Below are 19,528 nucleotides of genomic sequence, written 5' to 3'. Positions count from 1 at the left end.
CTTCTGGAAAAACAATGATCGATTAACCTTGATGAGGGGTTAACCGCGACTCGTGGGGCGGCAATGGGGCGGCCCGTCCGGCCGAGCAAAACTGATCGTGATCAGGAAAGGGGTTGCTGCGCCTCGACCGCGTCAGCGGTCCTTGGGCGCAAACGGGTTTTCAGACGCGCGCAGGTTCATGCGGATGGGCACGCCGGGCATGTCGAAGGCTTCGCGCAATCCGTTCACGAGATAGCGGATATAGGACTGCGGCATGGCGTCGGGTCGCGTGCACGACAGCACAAAGCCGGGCGGCCGCGCCTTCACCTGCGTCATGTACTTGATCTTCAAGCGACGGCCCGCAACAGCGGGTGGCGGATGATGGCCGAGCACGCCTTCCAGCCAGCGGTTCAGCCGGCCCGTGGAGATGCGACGGTTCCAGACTTCATGCGTCTTCACCACCGCATCCATCAGCTTGTCCGTGCCCCGGCCCGTTTCGGCGGAAACCGGTATGGCCAACAGGCCGCGGACCTGAGGCAGCAGACGGGCGGTCTTCTCGTGCAGCTCTGCCAAAACAGCCTGCTTGTTCTCGATCAGATCCCATTTGTTGAAGGCAAGCACCAGAGCCCTGCCCTCCCGGATGATCAGGTCGGCAAGCTGAAGGTCCTGCTTTTCGAAGGGGATCGTGGCGTCGAACACCACCACCACCACCTCGGCAAAACGAATGGCGCGCAGGCCATCCGCCACGGAAAGCTTTTCCAGCTTTTCCTGCACACGCGCCTTGCGGCGCATTCCGGCCGTGTCGAAGAGCTTGATTTCGCGATCCCGCCAGGTCCACTCGACCGAAATGGAGTCACGGGTGATGCCGGCTTCGGGACCCGTAAGGAGGCGTTCTTCGCCGATCAACTGGTTGATCAGCGTGGACTTGCCGGCATTCGGACGCCCCACGATTGCGATGCGCATCGGCTTGGTGTCGTCATAGGCGGGGGCTTCGGCATCCGGATCGGCGATATCTTCGCCGACAAGCGCTTCGGCTGCGGCTTCCGCCACCAGCGCATCCGCCTCGTCTTCTGCAAAGGCGCGGTCCTTACCAATGGCTTCGACCACCGCGTCACGCAGGTCAGCCATTCCAAGCCCATGCTCAGCCGAGATGCCGACCGGCTCCCCGAGCCCAAGCTCCCAGGCTTCGAGCGCACCGGCTTCCGCCGCACGGCCTTCTGACTTGTTTGCAACCAGAACCAGTGGCTTGCCGGCCTTGCGGACCAGATCCGCAAAAGTGCGATCATCCGGTGTCAGGCCGGTCCGCGCATCGATCACAAACAGGATGACGTCCGCTTCCTCGATCGCGATGTCAGTCTGCTGGCGCATGCGGCCAGCGAGCGACTCGTTGGGCGCGATCTCAAGGCCGGCGGTGTCCACGACATCAAACCGCAGATCATAAAGCTTCGCCGCATGCACGCGACGATCCCGCGTTACGCCGGGCGTGTCGTCCACCAGCGCGATCTTGCGCCCCACCAGCCGGTTGAAGAGGGTGGATTTCCCGACGTTGGGACGACCGATGATCGCGAGCGTGAACGCCATGGTTGCCTTCAGCCCGCGCCGGAGCCGCGGATCAGTTCCACCATCATGCCTGCGCGCTGGCGGATGTTGGCAGGCGCGGCGGTATCATCCTGCAGCGTTTCAAACAGCGGCATAGCGTCGGCCAAACGGCCTTCCTTCCAGGCGGACAGCGCCAAAGCTTCGCGTGCGGAATGACGGAGCGGGTTCGTGTCGGCATTCAGCGCGCCAACGCGGGCTTCCACATCGCCGTAGCTGCCATGATCCACCAGAATAAGGCCGGCGCGCAGCTTCGCAAGGTCGCGAATCGACTGCGGAATGGACCCGTCATTCGAAACCTGGTCGAACTGCGCAACCGCGCCTGTGAAGTCACCCTGCTGTGCGATCACCGTTGCCATGCGCATGCGCGCCAGCAGAGGGTAAGCGCCGACCCCATCGCTTTCCAACGCCTGGAGCGCAGCGAGCGCTTCATCGGACTTGCCTTCGCTGGCAAGCTGCAAGGCCTGCGAAAACTGATCTCCGGACGCATTGGCGCGGCTTTCCGCCCACCAGTTATAAAGCACCCAGCCGCCCGTCCCGAGCACGATCAGGACCGCCAGAATGATCGCGATCGGTCCGAAGCGCTGCCATATGGCGCGCGCTTTCGCCTGGCGCATCTCTTCATTGACTTCGCGGAAGAAGGTATCCGACATCCGTTCGCTTCGCTCGATCTGCAGCAGGGTCCGCGGCCAACATCGCGCCGGCTCACCAAATGAGCCCGCGTTTTAGCGAGTTTTGACCGTCATGGAAGGGGGCTGGCGAAAAAGCTCGGCCCCGTCGCTCACGTCCGCGTCAACCGGCAAGTTGCGGCAGCGGGTACACGCCGACCAGCCACACATGCAGGCGCCACAGGAAAAGCAGGTAAACGACCACGGCGAAGCCTACCGCGATCAAGTCCCATTTCACCGGTCCCGGCAGCGGTGTCGGCACCGCGCGACGCTTCACCGAGATACGATCGAGCACGGCCCAAACGAGGAACGAGCCGAACAGCAGCAAGGACGCCAGGTCACCATTTGCCAGAAGGTGGGCAACAGCCCAAAGCTTCACCGCAACCAGCATTGGGTGCTTCAGCCGCGCTTTCAGGTGACCGGCTGGAAACAGGTAGGCGGCGAAGGCAACGAACGCCAGCAGCATGAGCAGCAGCGAAGCGTGCTTCAGACCGCTTGGCGGCTCGTACAACACCACCCCTTCGTTTCGGGCGAGGCCATAGCCCCAGATCATCAGCATCAGGCCAACGAAGGACACCAGCGAGTAAACACCCTTCCAGCCGCCATCGCCCATGCGCTGCACCTGGCGATCGCGCCAGGCGGGCGCGGCAATGCGCGTGGAGTGGATGCCGAGGAAAAGGATGATGCCGAGGATGAGGACCGTCATGGATGCCTGTTCGTGGCTGGCTTGTGGCTTGCGTGGCCTTTCATAGCACTGGATCAATGACAAACCCACGCAGCACGTCCCCACCACGGCCATATTCCACCGCTAGCGAACGCCTTTTTTCGGGATTCTTGCATTGCTTCGATCTTTCCTTGCTGCCGGCGTGCTGTTTGCCAGCCTTACCGGCGGTCTCCAAGCCGAAGAAACCGCGCCGCAATATGTGGTGATTTCGTTTGACGGCGCGCACGACAATGCGTTGTGGCAGCGCAGCCGCGCCCTTGGCGAAGAGACCGGCGCGCATTTCACCTACTTCCTGTCCTGCGTTTATCTCTTGTCGCCTGAGACACGGCACGAATATCAGGCGCCGAACCGGTCAGCCGGGCGCTCCAATGTGGGGTTCGGAGAAACCAAGCAGGACGTGGCCGAGCGGCTGACGCAGATCTGGACGGCGCGAAGCGAAGGGCACGAGATCGCAAGCCACGGCTGCGGGCATTATGATGGCAAGGACTGGCGAAAGGCGGATTGGCTCGGGGAGTTCGCGAGTTTCATGCGGATCGTGCGCGATGCTTATGCCATCAATGGGATTCCCGACGAGCCCGAGGACTGGAAGCACTTTGTGGAAACCGAGATCAGCGGCTTTCGTGCGCCTTATCTTTCGGCAAGCTCATCCCTGTTGAAGGCACTGGGGCAAAGCGGCTTCCACTATAATGCAAGTGCGGTATCCAATGGTCCGGAGACTGCCGATCGCAGCGGCACCGTGGTCAGCTATGCTCTACCCACCGTGCCGGAAGGCCCAAAGGCCCGGCGCATCATCGCCATGGACTACAACCTGTTCGTTCGCCATTCCGGCGGCATCGAAAGGCGCAGCGATGCGGCGCTCTTTTCGGAACGGGCATATCAGGCCTTCAAGACCGCATATGAAGCCGAGCGTGGCGGCAGGCGGCGGCCGCTGCAACTTGGCTTCCATTTCGTGCTGATGAATGGCGGCGCTTATTGGGACGCCCTGGAGCGGTTCGCTCGTGAGGTGTGCGGACGCCTAGATACGCGTTGCGTGTCCTACAGCGAACTGGAAGCGCTGACCGGCGCCGGTAAAGGCGCTGGCGGTTGATCCGGTTGCCCGCTCAGGTGGCGGGTTGTTCTTGCGGTGGAACGCCGGCCGCTTCGCGCTGGAGGTAGTAGCGGCCCCCCCGAAGGCAGTTCCTCCCCGTCGAGCTCCGCTTCAAACGCACGAATACGCTTGTAGATCGACATCAGTTCAACAATCACCGGCCAGGAATTCACGAGATACTGGAAGGAGTTGGCGACGTAATTGAAGGCAAAAAGGAGCTGCTGGAAGATACCGAAGGTGATCCGACCGGCAGCGATGGTGGGAACCAGCAGGAAGGTCGGGAAGATGACGTCGGTCTGCAGGTAACGATATCACGCGGCGTTGAAGTACACGTAGTGGAAGTAGCGTGTGAAGTAGTCCCTGCGCACTTTGTCGAAGAGTGCCGCCAGGGTGAGCGGCTGGGCCCGCGGCACTGTCGCAGGAGGCAACTAGTTTCCCCGAGCCGCACCAGCCGCCTTTTCGGCTGTTCCGAGAGTTGCAGCGATAGCCGCGGCCAGCAGCAGAACAAAAGCCGCACCCAGCGACGGCACGGTGAAGCTGCCGGTCCAGTCGGCAACATACCCTGCCAGCACCGGAGCAATCATCTGGCCAAGCCCGAAAGCGCTCGTCATCACCGCCATGGCGCGGCGGGGCGACTGCTTCGCAAGCAAGCGCCCTGCCTGCACACCAAGGCTTGTCACCGCCACGAAGGTGCCGCCCAGAAGCGCACCGCCGATGAAGGGCCCGAGAAAGCCGCCGGTTGCGACGCTCGCCGTCACGCCGATCGCTTCAACAACGAGGCCGACCGCGAAAGTCGCAGTCAACCCGATGCGGCGTGCCAAGAAGCTCCACAGCGGCATGGACGGGATCACGGCCAGTCCGGTCACCAGCCAAACGGCCGATTCCGTGAGCGGTCCACCATTGCCCGCTCGAACAATCGCGATGAGAAAGGTGGCCGTCACGATATACCCAGCGCCGAAGAGGCCATAGGCCACAATGAGCGCCTGCAAGGGTCGGCCGGCGGGCAGCGGAGGCTCGCGCGTGGCCGGGCCGGAAAGGCGCGCCGGAGGCTCGAGGAAGATGAGGGCGAGAACGCTGGCACCCCCTGCCACGACGGCAGAGCCGATCCACCCCCACCACCATTCCGCGCCGCCCAGGTAAAGAAGCCCGGTGATTGCGGCCGACAACATCATGCCGACCCCGACGCCGGCGAAGAAGGTGCCTTGCAGATCGCTGCGGCCGAGCAACGCAAGGCGGGCGAACACGATGGTCGACAAGAAAACCATCGTGAATGCGCTGGCCATGCCGGCAAGGAAGCGGACCGCAAGCATGAGCGGGTAGTTCTCAGTCAGTCCCATAATCAAAAGGAGCACTGCGGACAGAACAAGGCTGCTCGTCGCCACCCGGTATTCGCGGCCCTGCCCCCAGCCACCGCCAGCGAGGATTGCGCCAAGGAGATAGCCAACATAGTTGGCAGACGCGATCCAGCCTGCTTCGGACGCATTCATGTCGAGGCCAACCATCATGGCCGGCAGGATCGGCGTGAACACGAAGCGGCCGATGCCCATGACGGCCGCCATCCCGGTCAACCCGGCAGCGGCCGTTTTCCATGCCGCGATGTCGCTCTTCAAGCTTGCCTCCCGAATTCACGCCTGCGCGTGTCTAGCGGCTGCTGATCCTTCGGTCGCAGATCCAGGAACAAGGAACAAAGTGTCACAGGGCGCGTTTGCGGTCCGTCAGCAACAAGCTTGGGCTTTTTCATGAGAACCATCGTTTACACAGTCGGCGTCATCGTCATCGTTCTGCTGATCCTTTCCTACGCCGGATTCGCCTGAGCGATCTGCTGGATTACGACCGGAAATCGCGCTGCGGGCAACTTGGGAGCGCATTGAGAGGGAATGTTTTATGTCTTTGGGTGACACAACTACGGATGTGACCATCGTCGATGCAGGGGGCGGAGGGAACTCCGGCTCGTATGTCGATTGGGGCGCAATCATCGCCGGTGCCGTTTTGGCAACGGCCATTACCTTCGTTCTCGTGACGTTTGGATCGGCACTCGGCCTTTCCATGACCTCGCCTTATGAAGGCGAAAGCACGTCCTTGTGGGGTATCGCCATCGCAGCCGGCCTTTGGCTTCTGTGGGTACAGATCTGCTCCTTCGGCGCAGGTGCCTATCTCACCGGGCGTCTTCGTCGGCGTGCTTATGATGCCAGCGAACACGAATCGGACATCCGCGATGCCTCGCATGGCCTGCTCGTTTGGGCGCTGGGCACTCTGCTTGGGGCCGTCATCGCCTTCATGAGCATCAGCGGCGCTGCCACAACGGCTGCCAATGCGGTGTCCAACGTTGCGGGCGGTGCGGCCAGCGCTGTTGGCAGTGCTGCGCAGGGCGCGGCCAATGCGGCAGATAATCCGGCCGTAGCTGGCTACGTCGATCGCCTGTTCCGCGGCACCAATGGTGAGCCGATCGCGCCGGAAACGCGCTCCGAAGTCGGTCGCATCTTCACCAACGCACTGGTCGAGGGTGAATTCCCCGATGACGACCGCAACTATGTCGCCACCCTGATCGCGCAGAACACCGGTGTTGCGCCGGAAGAAGCGCGCGCACGTGTGGACCAGGTCGTGAACACGGCACAGGAGGTGGAGCAGCAGGCACGTGATGCTGTGGAAACTGCCCGCAAGACTGCGCTGGTGGTGGCGTTCTTCACAGCTGCATCGCTGGCAGTAAGTGCTGCCGTCGCGTTCTTTGCAGCCGGCCTGGGCGGTCGTCATCGCGACGAAGGCGTCTTCATTGAAGGTCTCGGCCTTCGCTGATCGAGGCACGGGAGCAGCCGCTCGGCTGCTCTTTTCCACACTGCTGTGGCAGTTCGCTAGGAACCGCACCTGCTACAGCGCGTTAAATCCATGATCCGCTAACATTAGAAAGGCTCATCAAATGTCCGGAATTATCTACCTCGTCGGCCTGGTTGTGATCGTTCTGGCGATCCTTTCGTTCCTCGGCCTGCGCTAAGCGCCATCTCTTCTTCGTCAAACGCCCCGTCAGATCCATCTGGCGGGGCGTTTGCTTTTCCTGAAGTTTGACAGCAAGCAACGGGACGCGCGCCAAGGGCTGTTCACCTAGTTTCACAGCGAAGCAAAACAGCCTAAGGAAAGCCCATGTCCGTTCCGCTGCAATCGATCTCCGATGATCCGCGCTGGCACTCCGTTGTCAGCCGGGATGCACGCGCCGACAACCGCTTCGTTTACGCGGTGACGACCACCGGCGTTTACTGCCGACCATCCTGTCCCTCGCGGCGCGCCAAGCCGGAGAATATCCGCTTCTTCGCGTCGGCTGCGGAAGCAAAGCAGGCGCAGTTTCGCCCTTGTCTCCGGTGCAAGCCGGACGGCCGGTCACCGCGCGAACAACGTCTGGAAGTCATTGAGGCCGCATGCCGGTCCATGGAGCAGGCCACCGAACCGCCCAGCCTTGAAAGCCTGGCGCGCGCGGCAGGACTGAGCCCTTTCTACTTTCACCGCGCTTTCAAGGAAGCAACGGGGATGACGCCGCGCGCTTTTGCTGCCGCACAGCGAGCCGAGCGCGTACGCGCTGCCCTTGCGAGCAGCGAACATACCGTTGCCGCAGCGCTTTACGACGCTGGCTTCAACGCAAGCAGCCGGTTCTACGCGCAGTCCGACGCGGTGCTCGGCATGGCGCCGAAAGCGTACAAAAAAGGCGGCGCGTCGCAGCAGATCCGATTTGCCGTGGGAGCCTGCTGTCTCGGGCAGATCCTTGTTGCGCAAAGCGACAAGGGGATCTGCGCGATCCTGCTTGGCGATGATCCGCATGCGCTGCTTCGCAATCTGCAGGATCGCTTTCCTCAAGCCGAACTGCTTGGCGGAGATCCCTCGTTCGAGCACACGGTTGCGCAGGTGGTCGCGCTCGTCGATGAGCCGCGTGGCAGCCTTGATCTGCCGCTCGACATTCGCGGCACCGCTTTTCAGCAGCGTGTGTGGCAGGCGCTGCGGGAGATCCCCGCGGGCGAAACGATCAGCTACAGCGAGCTTGCCCAGCGCCTGGGTGCCCCGCGCGCCGTGCGTGCCGTGGCGAGCGCTTGTGCGGCCAACGCGCTTGCGGTTGTTGTTCCCTGCCACCGTGTGGTGCGCTCGGATGGCGGCCTGTCCGGTTATCGCTGGGGACTTGAGCGCAAGCAGGCCCTGATCACCAAAGAAGCCCTTCGTCTCGACGACCAGCGCCCGCACGACCCCCGAGCATCCTGAGAGTTCCCATGGCCAGTCCTGCCCCGATGCTGATCGAAGATGTTCTCACCACGGCAGGAACCGGACGCTTCCAGAAGCGACTGCTCGCCATCTTCGGCTTTGTTTGGGCGGCCGATGCCATGCAGGTCCTGGCGGTGGGCTTCACCAGTGCCTCCATCGCCAAGACCTTCGGACTGACGGTACCTCAGGCCCTGCAAACGGGAACCTTGTTCTTCCTCGGCATGCTGATCGGCGCCAGTGTATTCGGCCGGCTGGCTGACCGGTTTGGTCGCCGTCGGGTTCTTCTTCTTACGGTTGCCGGCGATGCCGTGTTCGGGCTTTTGTCCGTGTTTGCGCCGTCCTTTGGCATTCTCCTGGCGCTGCGCTTCATGACGGGCGTTGCCGTTGGCGGCACGCTGCCGGTGGATTACGCCATGATGGCGGAGTTCCTGCCGCCGCGCAGCCGCGGACGCTGGCTCGTTATGCTGGAAGGTTTCTGGGCAATTGGAACGGTGGTGATCGCGGTTACCGCCTGGCTCACCAGCATCTACGGCGTGGAAGATGCCTGGCGCTGGATCTTTGCCGTCACCGGCCTGCCCGCGCTGATCGGCATTTTCCTGCGCTGGTGGGTGCCGGAATCCCCCATGTTTCTCCTGAAAAGCGGGCGACCAGACGAGGCCCGGCAGGTCCTCAACAGGGTTCTTCAGGCGAACGGAAAGCCGGTGCTCACCGGCGACGTGTCGGCACCAATGTCTCCGCAGAAGGCTGGCAGCATTTTCTCGCCGGAGCTGCGCCGCCGGAGCATCGCCATGCTCCTCGTATGGTTCTTCGTATCGATTTCTTATTATGGGGTCTTCACCTGGATGCCCGCGCGTCTCGCGGGTGAAGGTTTTGGCTTCGTGCGGGGCTATGGCTTCCTTGTTCTCGTGGCGCTGGCGCAGATCCCCGGCTACGCCTTGGCGGCGTTTGGCGTGGAAGCCTGGGGACGCAAACCGACCCTTGTCGGATTCCTGCTCCTCAGCGCTGCCGCATGCCTCCTTTTCGTGGTGGCGGGCGACAGTTCCGCGCTGGTTGCCGCCTCCCTCCTGATCATGAGCTTTGCGCTTCTGGGAACATGGGGCGCACTCTACGCCTTCACACCGGAGCTCTACCCCACGCAGGCGCGGGCTACGGGGATGGGCGCGGCGAGCGCCATGGCGCGGCTTGGTGGGCTGCTTGCGCCATCGCTGGTTGCGCTGGTGATCACGCAAAGCTTTGTGGGCGCGGTCGGCTTGTTTGCGTTCTTCCTCCTGGTCGGCGCCGTGGCTGCCAGCACCATCAATCAGGAAACCCGTCAAGCCGCCCTGGACTAAAGCGGCGCCTCAGAGCGCCGCTCTAGCTCCTCCGACGCCTCATTCCCACTCGATTGTGCCGGGCGGCTTACTTGTCACGTCATAAACGACGCGGTTGATGCCGCGCACCTCGTTGATGATGCGCGTGGCGGCGCGGCCGAGGAATTCCATGTCGTAGTGGTAGAAATCGGCCGTCATGCCATCAACGGACGTCACGGCCCGAAGTGCGCAAACGAACTCATAGGTTCGCCCATCGCCCATAACGCCTACGGTTTGCACCGGCAATAGAACGGCAAAGGCCTGCCAGATCGCGTCGTAAAGACCCGCCTTGCGGATCTCATCCAGGTAGATCGCGTCGGCTTCGCGCAGGATCTCGAGCTTTTCGCGCGTGATCCCACCCGGGCAGCGGATGGCCAGACCCGGTCCAGGGAATGGGTGGCGGCCGATGAACGAGTCGGGCAGGCCGAGTTCCTTGCCCAGCACCCGCACCTCGTCCTTGAAAAGCTCGCGCAGCGGTTCCACGAGCTTCATGTTCATGCGCTCGGGCAGACCGCCAACATTGTGGTGCGACTTGATGGTGACAGATGGGCCGCCGGTAAAGGACACGCTTTCGATCACATCGGGGTAAAGCGTGCCTTGCGCCAGGAAATCGGCGCCGCCAAGCTTCTTTGCTTCTTCCTCGAACACTTCGATAAACAGGCGGCCGATCGTCTTGCGCTTCTTTTCAGGATCAGATTCGCCTTCCAGCGCGCCGATGAAGCGGTCCGCGGCATCCACACGGATGAGGTGCAGATTGTAATGCTCGCGGAACATGGCCACCACATCGTCGGCCTCGTCCTTGCGCATCAAACCGTGGTCAACAAGGATGCAGGTCAGCTGGTCGCCGACCGCTTCGTGGATCAGCAGGGCCGCCACGGAAGAATCCACCCCGCCCGACAGGGCGCAGATCACCCTGCCCGAGCCGACCTGATCCCGGATCTGCTGCACCGCATGCTCACGGTAAGCACGCATCGTCCAATCGTTCTTGATGCCGGCGATCCGATGAACGAAGTTGGCCAGGAGCTTGGCGCCATCCGGGGTATGAACCACTTCTGGATGGAACTGCACGGCATAGAAGCGGCGCTTGTCATCGGCGATGGCGGCATAGGGCGCGCCGGTCGAGGTACCGACGACGCGGAACCCTTCCGGAAGCGCGGTGACCCGGTCGCCATGGCTCATCCACACCTGGTGGCGCGTGCCCTTGGCCCACAAGCCTTCAAACAGCGCGCAGTCTTCCTGGATGTCGAGAAAAGCGCGACCGAATTCTCGGTGGTGGCCGCTTTCCACCGCACCACCAAGCTGGGCGCACATGGTCTGCTCGCCGTAACAGATCCCAAGAACAGGAATGCCCGCGTCGAACACCTTCTGCGGCGCGCGGGGGCTGCCGATATCCACCGTGGAAGCCGGGCTGCCGGACAGGATAACCGCCCTGGGATTGATGCGGTCGAACTCGGCATCAGCGGATTGGAACGGAACGATCTCTGAATAAGCGCCGGCTTCGCGGACGCGCCGCGCGATCAGCTGGGTGACCTGGCTGCCGAAATCAACGATCAGGACTGTATCGGGGGTAAGTTCTTCGCTCATGGCGAGCGTCTAGAGAGAGTCCGTGCCGGACGCAAGCGCCGAGCACGCTTTGTTCGGGAACTGCGTGGCCAGAGCCGCCGAATCCTCAGTCGGCCCGCGCTTCCTGCCAATGCGGGTACGTGACGTAAGCCGTGACGGCGCCCTCTTCGTGCGAGCGAATGGTAACGGTTTCGCCTTTGGGCATGTGAATGATCTCGCCCGGCCCGGCACTAACCGTTCCCGCTTTGCTGGAAACAGAAAGCCTTCCTTCCAAGACCACCATCACGTCGTCGACCGTCATGGTTTCTTCAAGGGTTTGGTTCTTGCCGTAGCGGCCGAACCCGATCGTCACCGGAGCTCCATGGCGCTGATCAACCACATTGCCGGCGAAGATGTCTCCGGTTTGGCCCGGAGACCGCTCGAAAGCTGCATCGCTTACAGCGAACTTCTGAACGCGCATACACCCACCTCCGCTTTGCTGGAACAGGACCTCAGCCGAGAATGCCGTCGCGGCCGATCACCGTCATCATGGTGCCCGTCATGGTCGCGATCAGCTTGGCCTCGCCGTCTGCCCCAAAGGCATAGGCCTGGCCGTCCGCCACAATGATCGTGCGGCCGGGTTTGGTGACGGCGCCGCGAAACAGGAACCGCTCGCCTTTGCCGGGGGCAAGAAGATTGACCTTGAACTCGATGGTGAGAACCGCGGCATTGTCGGGCATCAGGGTGTAGGCGGCATAACCGCAAGCCGAGTCCATGGCGGTTGAGATGACCCCGGCATGAAGGAAACCGTGCTGCTGGGTCAGGCGATCCGAGAACGCCATCTCGATCTCCACCATTCCCGGCGTCACGCGTGTCAGTTCCGCGCCGATCGTTGTCATGGCAGGCTGCCGCTCGAAGCTGGCGCGCACCCGGTCTTCGAAGTCGTCGTCGGCGACCAGCCGTTCTGCTGCCATGTTGCGATCCCCCCTTTGCTTGCCGGAAAGCTATCGCAAATGGAGAGCGATTGCGCAATTCACCTCCTCAACGGCCGCTCAGTTCAACCCGATAAGGGACGCGTTGAGCAGGGCGGCGTAAGCCGTCCACAGGACGTAGGGTGCGAAAAGCCAGGTGGCCAGCCGGTCTTTTCCCCAGCTCAGCCCCATGAAGGCGATGATCGCCGCCAGCAGAAGAAGGATCACCAACAAGGCAAGAACCATCTGCTGCAGACCGAAAAACATCGGCATCCAGAGGAAATTGAGGATGAGCTGCGCCCACCACACTTGCATGCGCTTGCTGGTTGGTCCGCGCCGCCAGGTGCGCCAGCCGACAATCGCAATCAGAATATAGAGTGCGGTCCAAACCGGCGCGAACAGCCAGTCCGGCGGGTTGAAGACGGGTTTCGCGAGGCTGGCATACCATTCGCCGGGCCTGTTGGTGGCGCCGATCAACAGGCCGCCGCCGAGCGTCAGCAAAAGAAACAAGGCGAGCGACAGAAAGCGGTTCATGCGCTTGACCTAGCGCCACGTTCGGAGCCGTCCAGATCGCGGCTTCAGATGCGGCGTTCCAGCGCAGCAAAGAAGAAGCCGTCCGTGCCTGTGGTCAAGGGGCTCATCAGGATGCCATGCTCCATGAAGCGCGCGCTGCCGCGCCCCAGCCGGTCCTGCCACAGCGCTTCATGATCAAGCGGCCTGAATTCCGGATGCCGGGCCAGGAAGCCCTCCACCTGCGCTGTGTTTTCTTCGGCAAACACCGAGCAGGTGACATAAGCAATGCGCCCGCCTGGCTTCACGAAGCGAACGGCATCGTCGAGGATGGCGGTCTGCTCGGCGACGCGTACTTCAAGCTGCCGCTGGCTCAAGCGCCACTTGGCATCAGGCCGCCGGCGCCAGGTGCCAGAGCCGGTGCAAGGTGCGTCGATCAACACGAGGTCGGCTTCGCCCTCAAGCTTCGCCAGGCTGTTCAGCGAAGCGATCGCCTGGACATTGCGCGTTTCCGCTCTCTTCAGGCGATCGAAGATCGGCGCCAGCCGCGACTTATCCGCATCATAAGCAAAGATCTGGCCGCGGTTGTCCATGTCGGCCGCCAACGCCAGCGTTTTGCCCCCTGCCCCAGCACAGAAATCCAGCACCTGCATGCCGGCGCGGGCGCCTGCCAGTGTGGCCGCGATCTGCGATCCTTCATCCTGTATCTCGAACCAGCCTTTCTGAAAGGCCGGCTCCACCTGCACGTTGGGATGGCGGCCGGAGCCCTCGATCGGCGCGATGCGCAAGCCGAGCGGCGCGATCGCTGTCGCCTTCGCCCGGGTGTCCTCCAGCTCATCCGCAACCTTGTCGCGGCTGGCCAGCAGACCGTTGACGCGAAGGTCCAGCGGCGGACGCGCCGCCAATCCGGCCGCTTCCTCCACCCAACCGGCACCAAAAGAGCGTTGGAGATGGGGCTGGCACCAGTCGGGGCTGTCGGCGCGGACATCGTCCGGCGCTTGGGCCAGAGTGCGGGACGCCACCGCTGCTTTTTCGGTTTCGCTCAGTGGATCGGGCGCGAAGCGATCCCCCTCAAGCGTCCGATCAAGGCTCTCAGGCGTTTCGCCCCACTCCAGAAGCAGCGCGCCGAAGGCTGCCGCCCGCGGGGTTTCGCTGTCGAGTTGCCAGGTTGCGGAACGGCGGCGCCGCAGCGCGTCATAAACGATGTTGCCGATTGCGGCGCGGTCACCGGCGCCTGCAAAACGGTGCGACAGGCCCCAGTCCTTCAGCGCATCGGCCGCAGGGCGATGGCGCTTTTCCATGTCGGACAGAACTTCGATTGCTGCCGCAAGTCGGCCGCCAAGACGCATATCGGTGTTTCCCGTGTTCGGATTGACCCGTTCACGACCTAGCTAACGGCGCTTGCCGAAAAAGAAAAGGCCGGGATTGCTCCCGGCCCTTCCTCACGTCAGGACTGGCGCATCAGCCTTCGATGCGATCCGGCGTCTGGATGTCGAAGCGGTCCGCGTTCATGACCTTGACCCAAGCCGCAACGAAATCGCGAACGAACTTCTCGTGCGAATCTCTCGTTGCATAGACTTCGGCATAAGCACGAAGGTGCGAATGCGAGCCGAAGATCAGGTCGATGTTCGTGGCGGTCCAACGCGGCGCCTTGGTCTTCCGGTCAACGCCCTGATAGAGGCCGTTCGCGTCCGGCGCCTGCCATTCCGTTGCCATGTCGAGAAGGTTGACAAAGAAGTCGTTGGTCAGCGTCCCCACGCGGTTGGTGAAAACACCATGCTGCGTGTTCTTGTAGTTCGCACCGAGCACGCGCAGGCCGCCCAACAGCACCGTCATTTCCGGACCCGTCAGGGTCAGGAGTTGAGCGCGATCCACCAGAGCTTCTTCCGGCTTCATGAACTTCTGCTTGGTCGAGTGGGTGTAGTTGCGGAAGCCGTCATAGCGTGGCTCCAGCGGCGCAAAGGACAGCACGTCCGTTTGCTCCTGCGAAGCATCGCCACGGCCCGGCGCGAACGGAACCTTGACCGTGATCCCCGCGTCGCGGGCAGCCTTTTCCACGCCCGCCGAACCTGCAAGCACGATCAGGTCGGCCATGGTGACGGGCTTGCCGAACTCGGCGCGGATCGTCTCCAGCTTGGCAAGAACTGCCTGCAGCTGTTCCGGCTCGTTGGCTTCCCAGTCCTTCTGGGGGCTGAGCCGCACGCGCGCACCATTGGCTCCGCCGCGCTTGTCGGAGCGCCGGAAGGTCGAGGCCGAAGCCCAGGCGGTGGAAACGAGCTGCGCAACCGTGAGTCCGGAAGCCAGCACCTTTTCCTTCAGTGCTTCCACGTCGCTGGCCGAAAGCGGCTGGTCGTTGACCGGCACCACGTCCTGCCAGATCAGCTCTTCCTTCGGAACGAGCGGTCCGAGGTAACGGACTCGCGGACCCATGTCGCGATGCGTGAGCTTAAACCAGGCGCGGGCGAAGGCGTCGGCGAACTGGTCGGGATTCTCGTAGAAGCGGCGCGAGATCTTCTCGTAAGCCGGATCCATGCGCAGCGAGAGGTCGGTTGTCAGCATCGTGGGGCGATGCTTCTTGTTGGGATCAAAGGCGTCCGGCACATCGGCAACGGCGTTCTTGGCCACCCACTGCTTGGCGCCAGCCGGACTCTTCGTCAGTTCCCACTCGTTTTCGAACAGGTTCTTGAAGAACAGGTTGGTCCAGCGCGTGGGCGCCTGGGTCCAGGTGACTTCCGGACCGCCGGTGATGGCGTGCGCGCCAATGCCCGTTTCGTGCTTGCTTTTCCAGCCGAGACCCTGGTCTTCCAGCGCACCGGCTTCCGGCTCGGGGCCAACCAGCGACGGGTCACCCGCCCCGTGCGTCTTGCCGAAGGTGTGACCGCCGGCGATGAGCGCGACGGTTTCCTCGTCGTTCATGGCCATGCGGGCGAAGGTTTCGCGGATGTCGCGGGCTGCTGCGACCGGATCCGGGTTGCCGTTCGGACCTTCCGGATTGACGTAGATCAGGCCCATCTGCACGGCGCCGAGCGGCTCGGACAGCTGGCGCTCACCGCTGTAGCGCTCGTCTCCGAGCCAGGTGCCTTCCGGCCCCCAGTAAAGCTCTTCCGGCTCCCAAACATCGACGCGACCACCGGCAAAGCCGAAGGTCTTGAAGCCCATCGATTCCAGCGCAGCATTGCCGGCCAGGATCATCAGGTCGGCCCAGGAAATTTGGCGGCCATACTTTTGCTTGATGGGCCAAAGCAGGCGGCGTGCCTTGTCGAGATTGGCGTTGTCCGGCCACGAGTTGAGCGGAGCAAAGCGCTGCTGCCCGGCCCCGGCGCCGCCGCGACCATCGGTCGTGCGATAGGTACCGGCCGAGTGCCAGGCCATGCGTACCATCAGGCCGCCGTAGTGGCCGAAATCAGCAGGCCACCAGTCCTGGCTATCGGTCATCAGCGCTTTCAGGTCTTCCAGAACGGCGTTCAGGTCGAGCTTGGCAAACTCTGTCGCGTAGTCGAAATCCTGGCCCATCGGGTTCGACAGGTCGGAATTGCGGTGAAGCATCTCGATGTCGAGCGCTTCCGGCCACCACTCGCGATTGCCACCCCTCCGCGCCTTGTTCGGCGGGCTGTCCATCGGGCACTTGCCCGCACCTTTTTCGCTGACCGCGTCCATGTCCATCTCCCGGGCTTTTCGCTAGGTTCACGAGCGCCTGCATAAAAGCCAAGCCTCGCCGTACTCCTGTCCTAACGGGGCGTCGCGATAATGACAAATTGCGTTTCCTGTTCGTTTCGATAACAACAGGTGATGATACGAACCAGCCTGCGGCAGTTGGAATATTTCGAAGCGCTTTCGGAAACGCTCCATTTCGGCCGCGCGGCCACGCTTTGCGGCGTGACGCAGCCCGCCTTGTCGACGCAGGTTGCGGAACTGGAAGACGTGCTCGGGTGTCGCTTGTTTAACCGCGCCCGGAGAGCGGTTTCGCTAACGGAAGAAGGGCGATCGCTGTTGCCGCAAGCGCGCACCATTCTCGATGCCGCGCGAGCATTTGAAAGCACAGCCCGTCAGCAACCGACCATGCAGGGGCGCTTCCGTCTGGGCTTGATCCCCACGATTGCGCCTTACCTTCTGCCACCTTTGCTGCCGGCCCTGCGGCAGGCCTTTCCCGACTTCCAGTTGGAACTCCGCGAAGCGCTGACGCCCCATCTCACCGGAGCGCTGCTGGCAGGCGAGATCGATGCGTTCATCGCGGCGCTGCCCATCGACGAGCGTCAGGTCACTGCCCTGCCCTTGTTCGAGGAAAGCTTCTTCCTTGCCGTTCCGGCTGCCGATCCAGATTTCGTTGCGCCACCCGTTCCGCCGGACAGTCCGGCCCTGGAACGTCTGATGCTCCTGGAAGAAGGCCATTGCCTGCGCGAACAGGCGCTTTCTGTTTGCACGCAAGTGAAACCCGTTGCGATGAAACGCTTCGGCGCAACGAGCCTGTTCACGTTGATGCAGATGGTGGCCAACGGCATGGGCGTGACCCTGATCCCAGAGATGGCCGTTGCCACGGCACAGTCCATCGGTGGCTTGAAGGTCGTTCCCTTCGCAGCACCGGCTCCCCAGCGGAACCTAGCCTTGTTTGCGAGGCGCAACGGGATCCGTTTCCAGGAATGCGAGATGCTTGCGGAGGCAACGCGCAGGATCTGGCTGAGCCCGCCGGACGTCGCCTAAAGACGGCTCACCTCGCAGGCAGTCGGCACCTACGCGTTTTTTAGGCCCGGTCAGAGGACCGGGCGCGGCGGCCAAACCAAACAAGTCCGGCCAGCATCACCAGACCGATGCCAAAGAACAGGTGCTTCAAGATCACGAAAACCGACGCCGTGCGGATCAAGGAATGGCTCACGCCGACCGGATCGATCAACATGGCAGAAATCAAGCCATTGCTTCCGTAATCCGCCAGGAGATACGGCACGATCCAGAGGATGCAAAGGAGCTGGAGGCGATCCTCGCCGAGTTGCCGCAGCCGGGGAACTTCGCGGGCGGCATAGAAGGTGAATCCCGCAAGGGCAAAGCCCACGAGAAAAGGAAATACCAGGTCGGCCGTTAGATAATGCCAAACAAGCAGCGCTTCGCGCCCGCGCGGGCCAAGTGCGGTCAGCCAAGACAGCGCTTCCATCGGCTTGAATCCGTCGAACCGCCAATCCAGGCTCGATTGTCCATTGGTGAGCGGGCGCAGGTAGAGAAATTCCAGCGCCAGCATGATTAGCGCAACCGGAACGGCTGCGACGGCCAGGACAATCGGGTTGCGCAGGAGGCGCATGCGTGCGTCCTGCCTTACATCACGCCTGGGTAATTCGGGCTTTCCCGCGTGATGGTGACGTCATGGGCATGGCTTTCCCGCAGCCCCGCGCTGGAGATCCGCACGAAGGTTGCGCGCTCGCGCAGTTCCTGAAGATTGGGCGCACCGACATAGCCCATGGCAGCGCGCAAACCGCCGGCGAGCTGGTGCAGGACGCCAGATACGGGGCCCTTATAAGGCACCTGCCCTTCGATGCCTTCCGGCACAAGCTTCAGCGTATCGCGTACTTCAGCCTGGAAGTAGCGATCGGCCGAGCCGCGCGCCATGGCGCCAACGGAGCCCATGCCGCGATAGGCTTTGAAGGAGCGCCCCTGATGCAGGTAAACTTCGCCCGGGCTTTCTTCGGTGCCTGCCAGCAGCGAGCCGACCATGGCCGCGCCTGCCCCGGCCGCTAATGCCTTGGCGAGATCGCCGGAATATTTGATGCCACCATCGGCGATCACCGACACGTTCTGCTTGTCGGCTTCTTCCGCCGCCGCCATCACCGCCGAAAGCTGCGGCACGCCAACGCCGGCCACGATTCGCGTGGTGCAGATCGAGCCGGGGCCAATGCCCACCTTCACCGCATCCGCTCCGGCGTCGATTAGCGCCTTCGTGCCGTCGGCCGTGGCGACATTGCCGGCCATGATCCGCACCGAGTTGGACATCTTCTTGGCTGCCGAAACGGCGTCCAGCACGCGCTGCGAGTGACCATGAGCGGTGTCGATCACGAGAAGGTCGACACCCGCATCGATCAGCCGCTCCGCACGCTCCAATCCGTCGGCGCCGACGGTGGTTGCCGCCGCAACGCGCAGGCGACCCTGCGCGTCCTTGGACGCATGCGGGTTGAGCTGCGACTTCTCAATGTCCTTGACCGTGATCAACCCCACGCAGATGCCTTGGTCATCCACCACGAGCAGCTTCTCGATCCGACGCTGGTGCAGCAGGCGCTTGGCTTCGTCCTGGCTGACATTGTCCTTAACCGTGACGAGGTTTTCCTTCGTCATCAGTTCGTGGACCTTCTGGCGGGGATCGGACGCGAACCGCACGTCGCGATTCGTGAGGATGCCAAGCAGCCGGCCGATCTTGGGCCCGCCAAGTCCGGCATTTTCCACCACGGGAATGCCGGAAATGCCATGCACCTTCATCAGGGAAAGCGCATCGGCCAGCGTTGCGTCCGGCCCGATCGTCACCGGGTTGACCACCATGCCCGATTCGAACTTCTTGACCTGACGCACCTGTTCGGCCTGCTCAACCGGCGTGAAGTTGCGGTGAACGACGCCGATGCCGCCAGCCTGCGCCATCGCAATCGCCAGCCGGGCTTCCGTCACGGTGTCCATGGCCGCTGACAGGATCGGAAGGTTCAGTTCGATGTCATGGGCGATCCGGGTGCGGATATCCGTTTGACCCGGCATCACTTCGGAATGACCGGGCTGCAACAGCACGTCGTCGAACGTCAGCGCATGCGCGCCCGTAATGGTTTCGATGATGCGTGCCATGGCCAACCCTTGCGTAACGGGATGAGAAGAGCCAGCCTTCTACGAAACGCAAAGGCCAGTTC

17 protein-coding genes and 1 pseudogene are annotated in these 19,528 nt (G+C 62.7%); 5 read left to right on the top strand and 13 right to left on the bottom strand.

Features of this window, described 5'->3' with window-relative positions; all coding sequences use genetic code 11:
* Positions 1–132 precede the first annotated feature (132 nt).
* The 3 genes from der to J5Y06_RS08770 form a co-directional block, all read right to left on the bottom strand.
* Positions 133–1,560, bottom strand: a complete 1,428-nt coding sequence (gene der / locus J5Y06_RS08780; protein ID WP_209334759.1) for a ribosome biogenesis GTPase Der — start codon at positions 1,558–1,560, stop codon at positions 133–135.
* Between the two features lie 8 nt (positions 1,561–1,568).
* Positions 1,569–2,228, bottom strand: a complete 660-nt coding sequence (locus J5Y06_RS08775) for a tetratricopeptide repeat protein (protein ID WP_209334758.1) — start codon at positions 2,226–2,228, stop codon at positions 1,569–1,571.
* A 139-nt stretch (positions 2,229–2,367) separates the two neighbouring features.
* Positions 2,368–2,949, bottom strand: coding sequence for an NnrU family protein (locus tag J5Y06_RS08770; protein ID WP_209334757.1), 582 nt, complete (start codon positions 2,947–2,949; stop codon positions 2,368–2,370).
* Between the two features lie 133 nt (positions 2,950–3,082).
* On the opposite strand from J5Y06_RS08770, the gene J5Y06_RS08765 reads away from it, so the two are divergent.
* Positions 3,083–4,054, top strand: a complete 972-nt coding sequence (locus J5Y06_RS08765; RefSeq protein WP_209334756.1) for a polysaccharide deacetylase family protein — start codon at positions 3,083–3,085, stop codon at positions 4,052–4,054.
* Positions 4,055–4,067: 13 nt separating this feature from the next.
* Here J5Y06_RS08765 and J5Y06_RS08760 read toward each other — a convergent pair.
* Both J5Y06_RS08760 and J5Y06_RS08755 read right to left on the bottom strand, forming a co-directional pair.
* Positions 4,068–4,461 (bottom strand): annotated as a pseudogene (locus J5Y06_RS08760) (SbmA/BacA-like family transporter); the annotation flags it as partial.
* Between the two features lie 21 nt (positions 4,462–4,482).
* Complete coding sequence (locus J5Y06_RS08755) at positions 4,483–5,664, bottom strand: YbfB/YjiJ family MFS transporter (protein ID WP_245247707.1); 1,182 nt, start codon at positions 5,662–5,664, stop codon at positions 4,483–4,485.
* Positions 5,665–5,938: 274 nt separating this feature from the next.
* On the opposite strand from J5Y06_RS08755, the gene J5Y06_RS08750 reads away from it, so the two are divergent.
* The 3 genes from J5Y06_RS08750 (at position 5,939) to J5Y06_RS08740 (ending at position 9,621) form a co-directional block, all read left to right on the top strand.
* Entirely contained in the window at positions 5,939–6,847 is a 909-nt protein-coding gene (locus J5Y06_RS08750) for a 6TM ABC transporter family protein (RefSeq protein WP_209334755.1), read from the top strand.
* A gap of 342 nt (positions 6,848–7,189) precedes the next feature.
* The gene (gene ada / locus J5Y06_RS08745) at positions 7,190–8,290 is read left to right on the top strand and encodes a bifunctional DNA-binding transcriptional regulator/O6-methylguanine-DNA methyltransferase Ada (protein ID WP_209334754.1); all 1,101 of its coding nucleotides are present in this window, start codon (positions 7,190–7,192) and stop codon (positions 8,288–8,290) included.
* Between the two features lie 8 nt (positions 8,291–8,298).
* Complete coding sequence (locus J5Y06_RS08740; protein WP_209334753.1) at positions 8,299–9,621, top strand: MFS transporter; 1,323 nt, start codon at positions 8,299–8,301, stop codon at positions 9,619–9,621.
* A gap of 39 nt (positions 9,622–9,660) precedes the next feature.
* On the opposite strand, the gene guaA is transcribed toward J5Y06_RS08740, so the two are convergent.
* From guaA to katG, 6 genes are all read right to left on the bottom strand, one after another.
* Positions 9,661–11,223 carry a glutamine-hydrolyzing GMP synthase gene (gene guaA / locus J5Y06_RS08735; protein WP_209334752.1) on the bottom strand — a complete coding sequence of 521 codons (1,563 nt, stop codon included), beginning with the start codon at positions 11,221–11,223 and terminating at the stop codon, positions 9,661–9,663.
* Positions 11,224–11,308: 85 nt separating this feature from the next.
* A complete protein-coding gene (locus J5Y06_RS08730) occupies positions 11,309–11,662 on the bottom strand; it encodes an ethanolamine utilization protein (protein WP_209334751.1) in 354 nt (117 codons plus the stop codon).
* Between the two features lie 31 nt (positions 11,663–11,693).
* Positions 11,694–12,155 (bottom strand): PaaI family thioesterase, encoded by a 462-nt coding sequence (locus J5Y06_RS08725; protein ID WP_209334750.1) that lies wholly within the window; start codon positions 12,153–12,155, stop codon positions 11,694–11,696.
* A 78-nt stretch (positions 12,156–12,233) separates the two neighbouring features.
* Positions 12,234–12,686: a TspO/MBR family protein gene (locus tag J5Y06_RS08720; protein ID WP_209334749.1), complete on the bottom strand. Its 453-nt coding sequence runs from the start codon at positions 12,684–12,686 to the stop codon at positions 12,234–12,236.
* A 44-nt stretch (positions 12,687–12,730) separates the two neighbouring features.
* The gene (locus J5Y06_RS08715) at positions 12,731–14,011 is read right to left on the bottom strand and encodes an RsmB/NOP family class I SAM-dependent RNA methyltransferase (RefSeq protein ID WP_209334748.1); all 1,281 of its coding nucleotides are present in this window, start codon (positions 14,009–14,011) and stop codon (positions 12,731–12,733) included.
* Positions 14,012–14,123: 112 nt separating this feature from the next.
* Positions 14,124–16,319, bottom strand: coding sequence for a catalase/peroxidase HPI (gene katG / locus J5Y06_RS08710; protein ID WP_209334747.1), 2,196 nt, complete (start codon positions 16,317–16,319; stop codon positions 14,124–14,126).
* A gap of 132 nt (positions 16,320–16,451) precedes the next feature.
* On the opposite strand from katG, the gene J5Y06_RS08705 reads away from it, so the two are divergent.
* Positions 16,452–17,360: a hydrogen peroxide-inducible genes activator gene (locus J5Y06_RS08705; RefSeq protein WP_209334746.1), complete on the top strand. Its 909-nt coding sequence runs from the start codon at positions 16,452–16,454 to the stop codon at positions 17,358–17,360.
* A 40-nt stretch (positions 17,361–17,400) separates the two neighbouring features.
* On the opposite strand, the gene J5Y06_RS08700 is transcribed toward J5Y06_RS08705, so the two are convergent.
* Both J5Y06_RS08700 and guaB read right to left on the bottom strand, forming a co-directional pair.
* Complete coding sequence (locus J5Y06_RS08700) at positions 17,401–17,949, bottom strand: hypothetical protein (protein ID WP_209334745.1); 549 nt, start codon at positions 17,947–17,949, stop codon at positions 17,401–17,403.
* Between the two features lie 14 nt (positions 17,950–17,963).
* Positions 17,964–19,466, bottom strand: coding sequence for an IMP dehydrogenase (guaB, locus tag J5Y06_RS08695; protein ID WP_209334744.1), 1,503 nt, complete (start codon positions 19,464–19,466; stop codon positions 17,964–17,966).
* Positions 19,467–19,528: the final 62 nt, after the last annotated feature.

Origin of the sequence: Tianweitania sediminis, assembly GCF_017813335.1 — a bacterium.
Classification (GTDB): Bacteria; Pseudomonadota; Alphaproteobacteria; order Rhizobiales; family Rhizobiaceae; genus Tianweitania; species Tianweitania sediminis.
The sequence above is the reverse complement of the archived record's forward strand: the minus strand, read 5'-3'. Positions and strand labels throughout refer to the sequence as shown.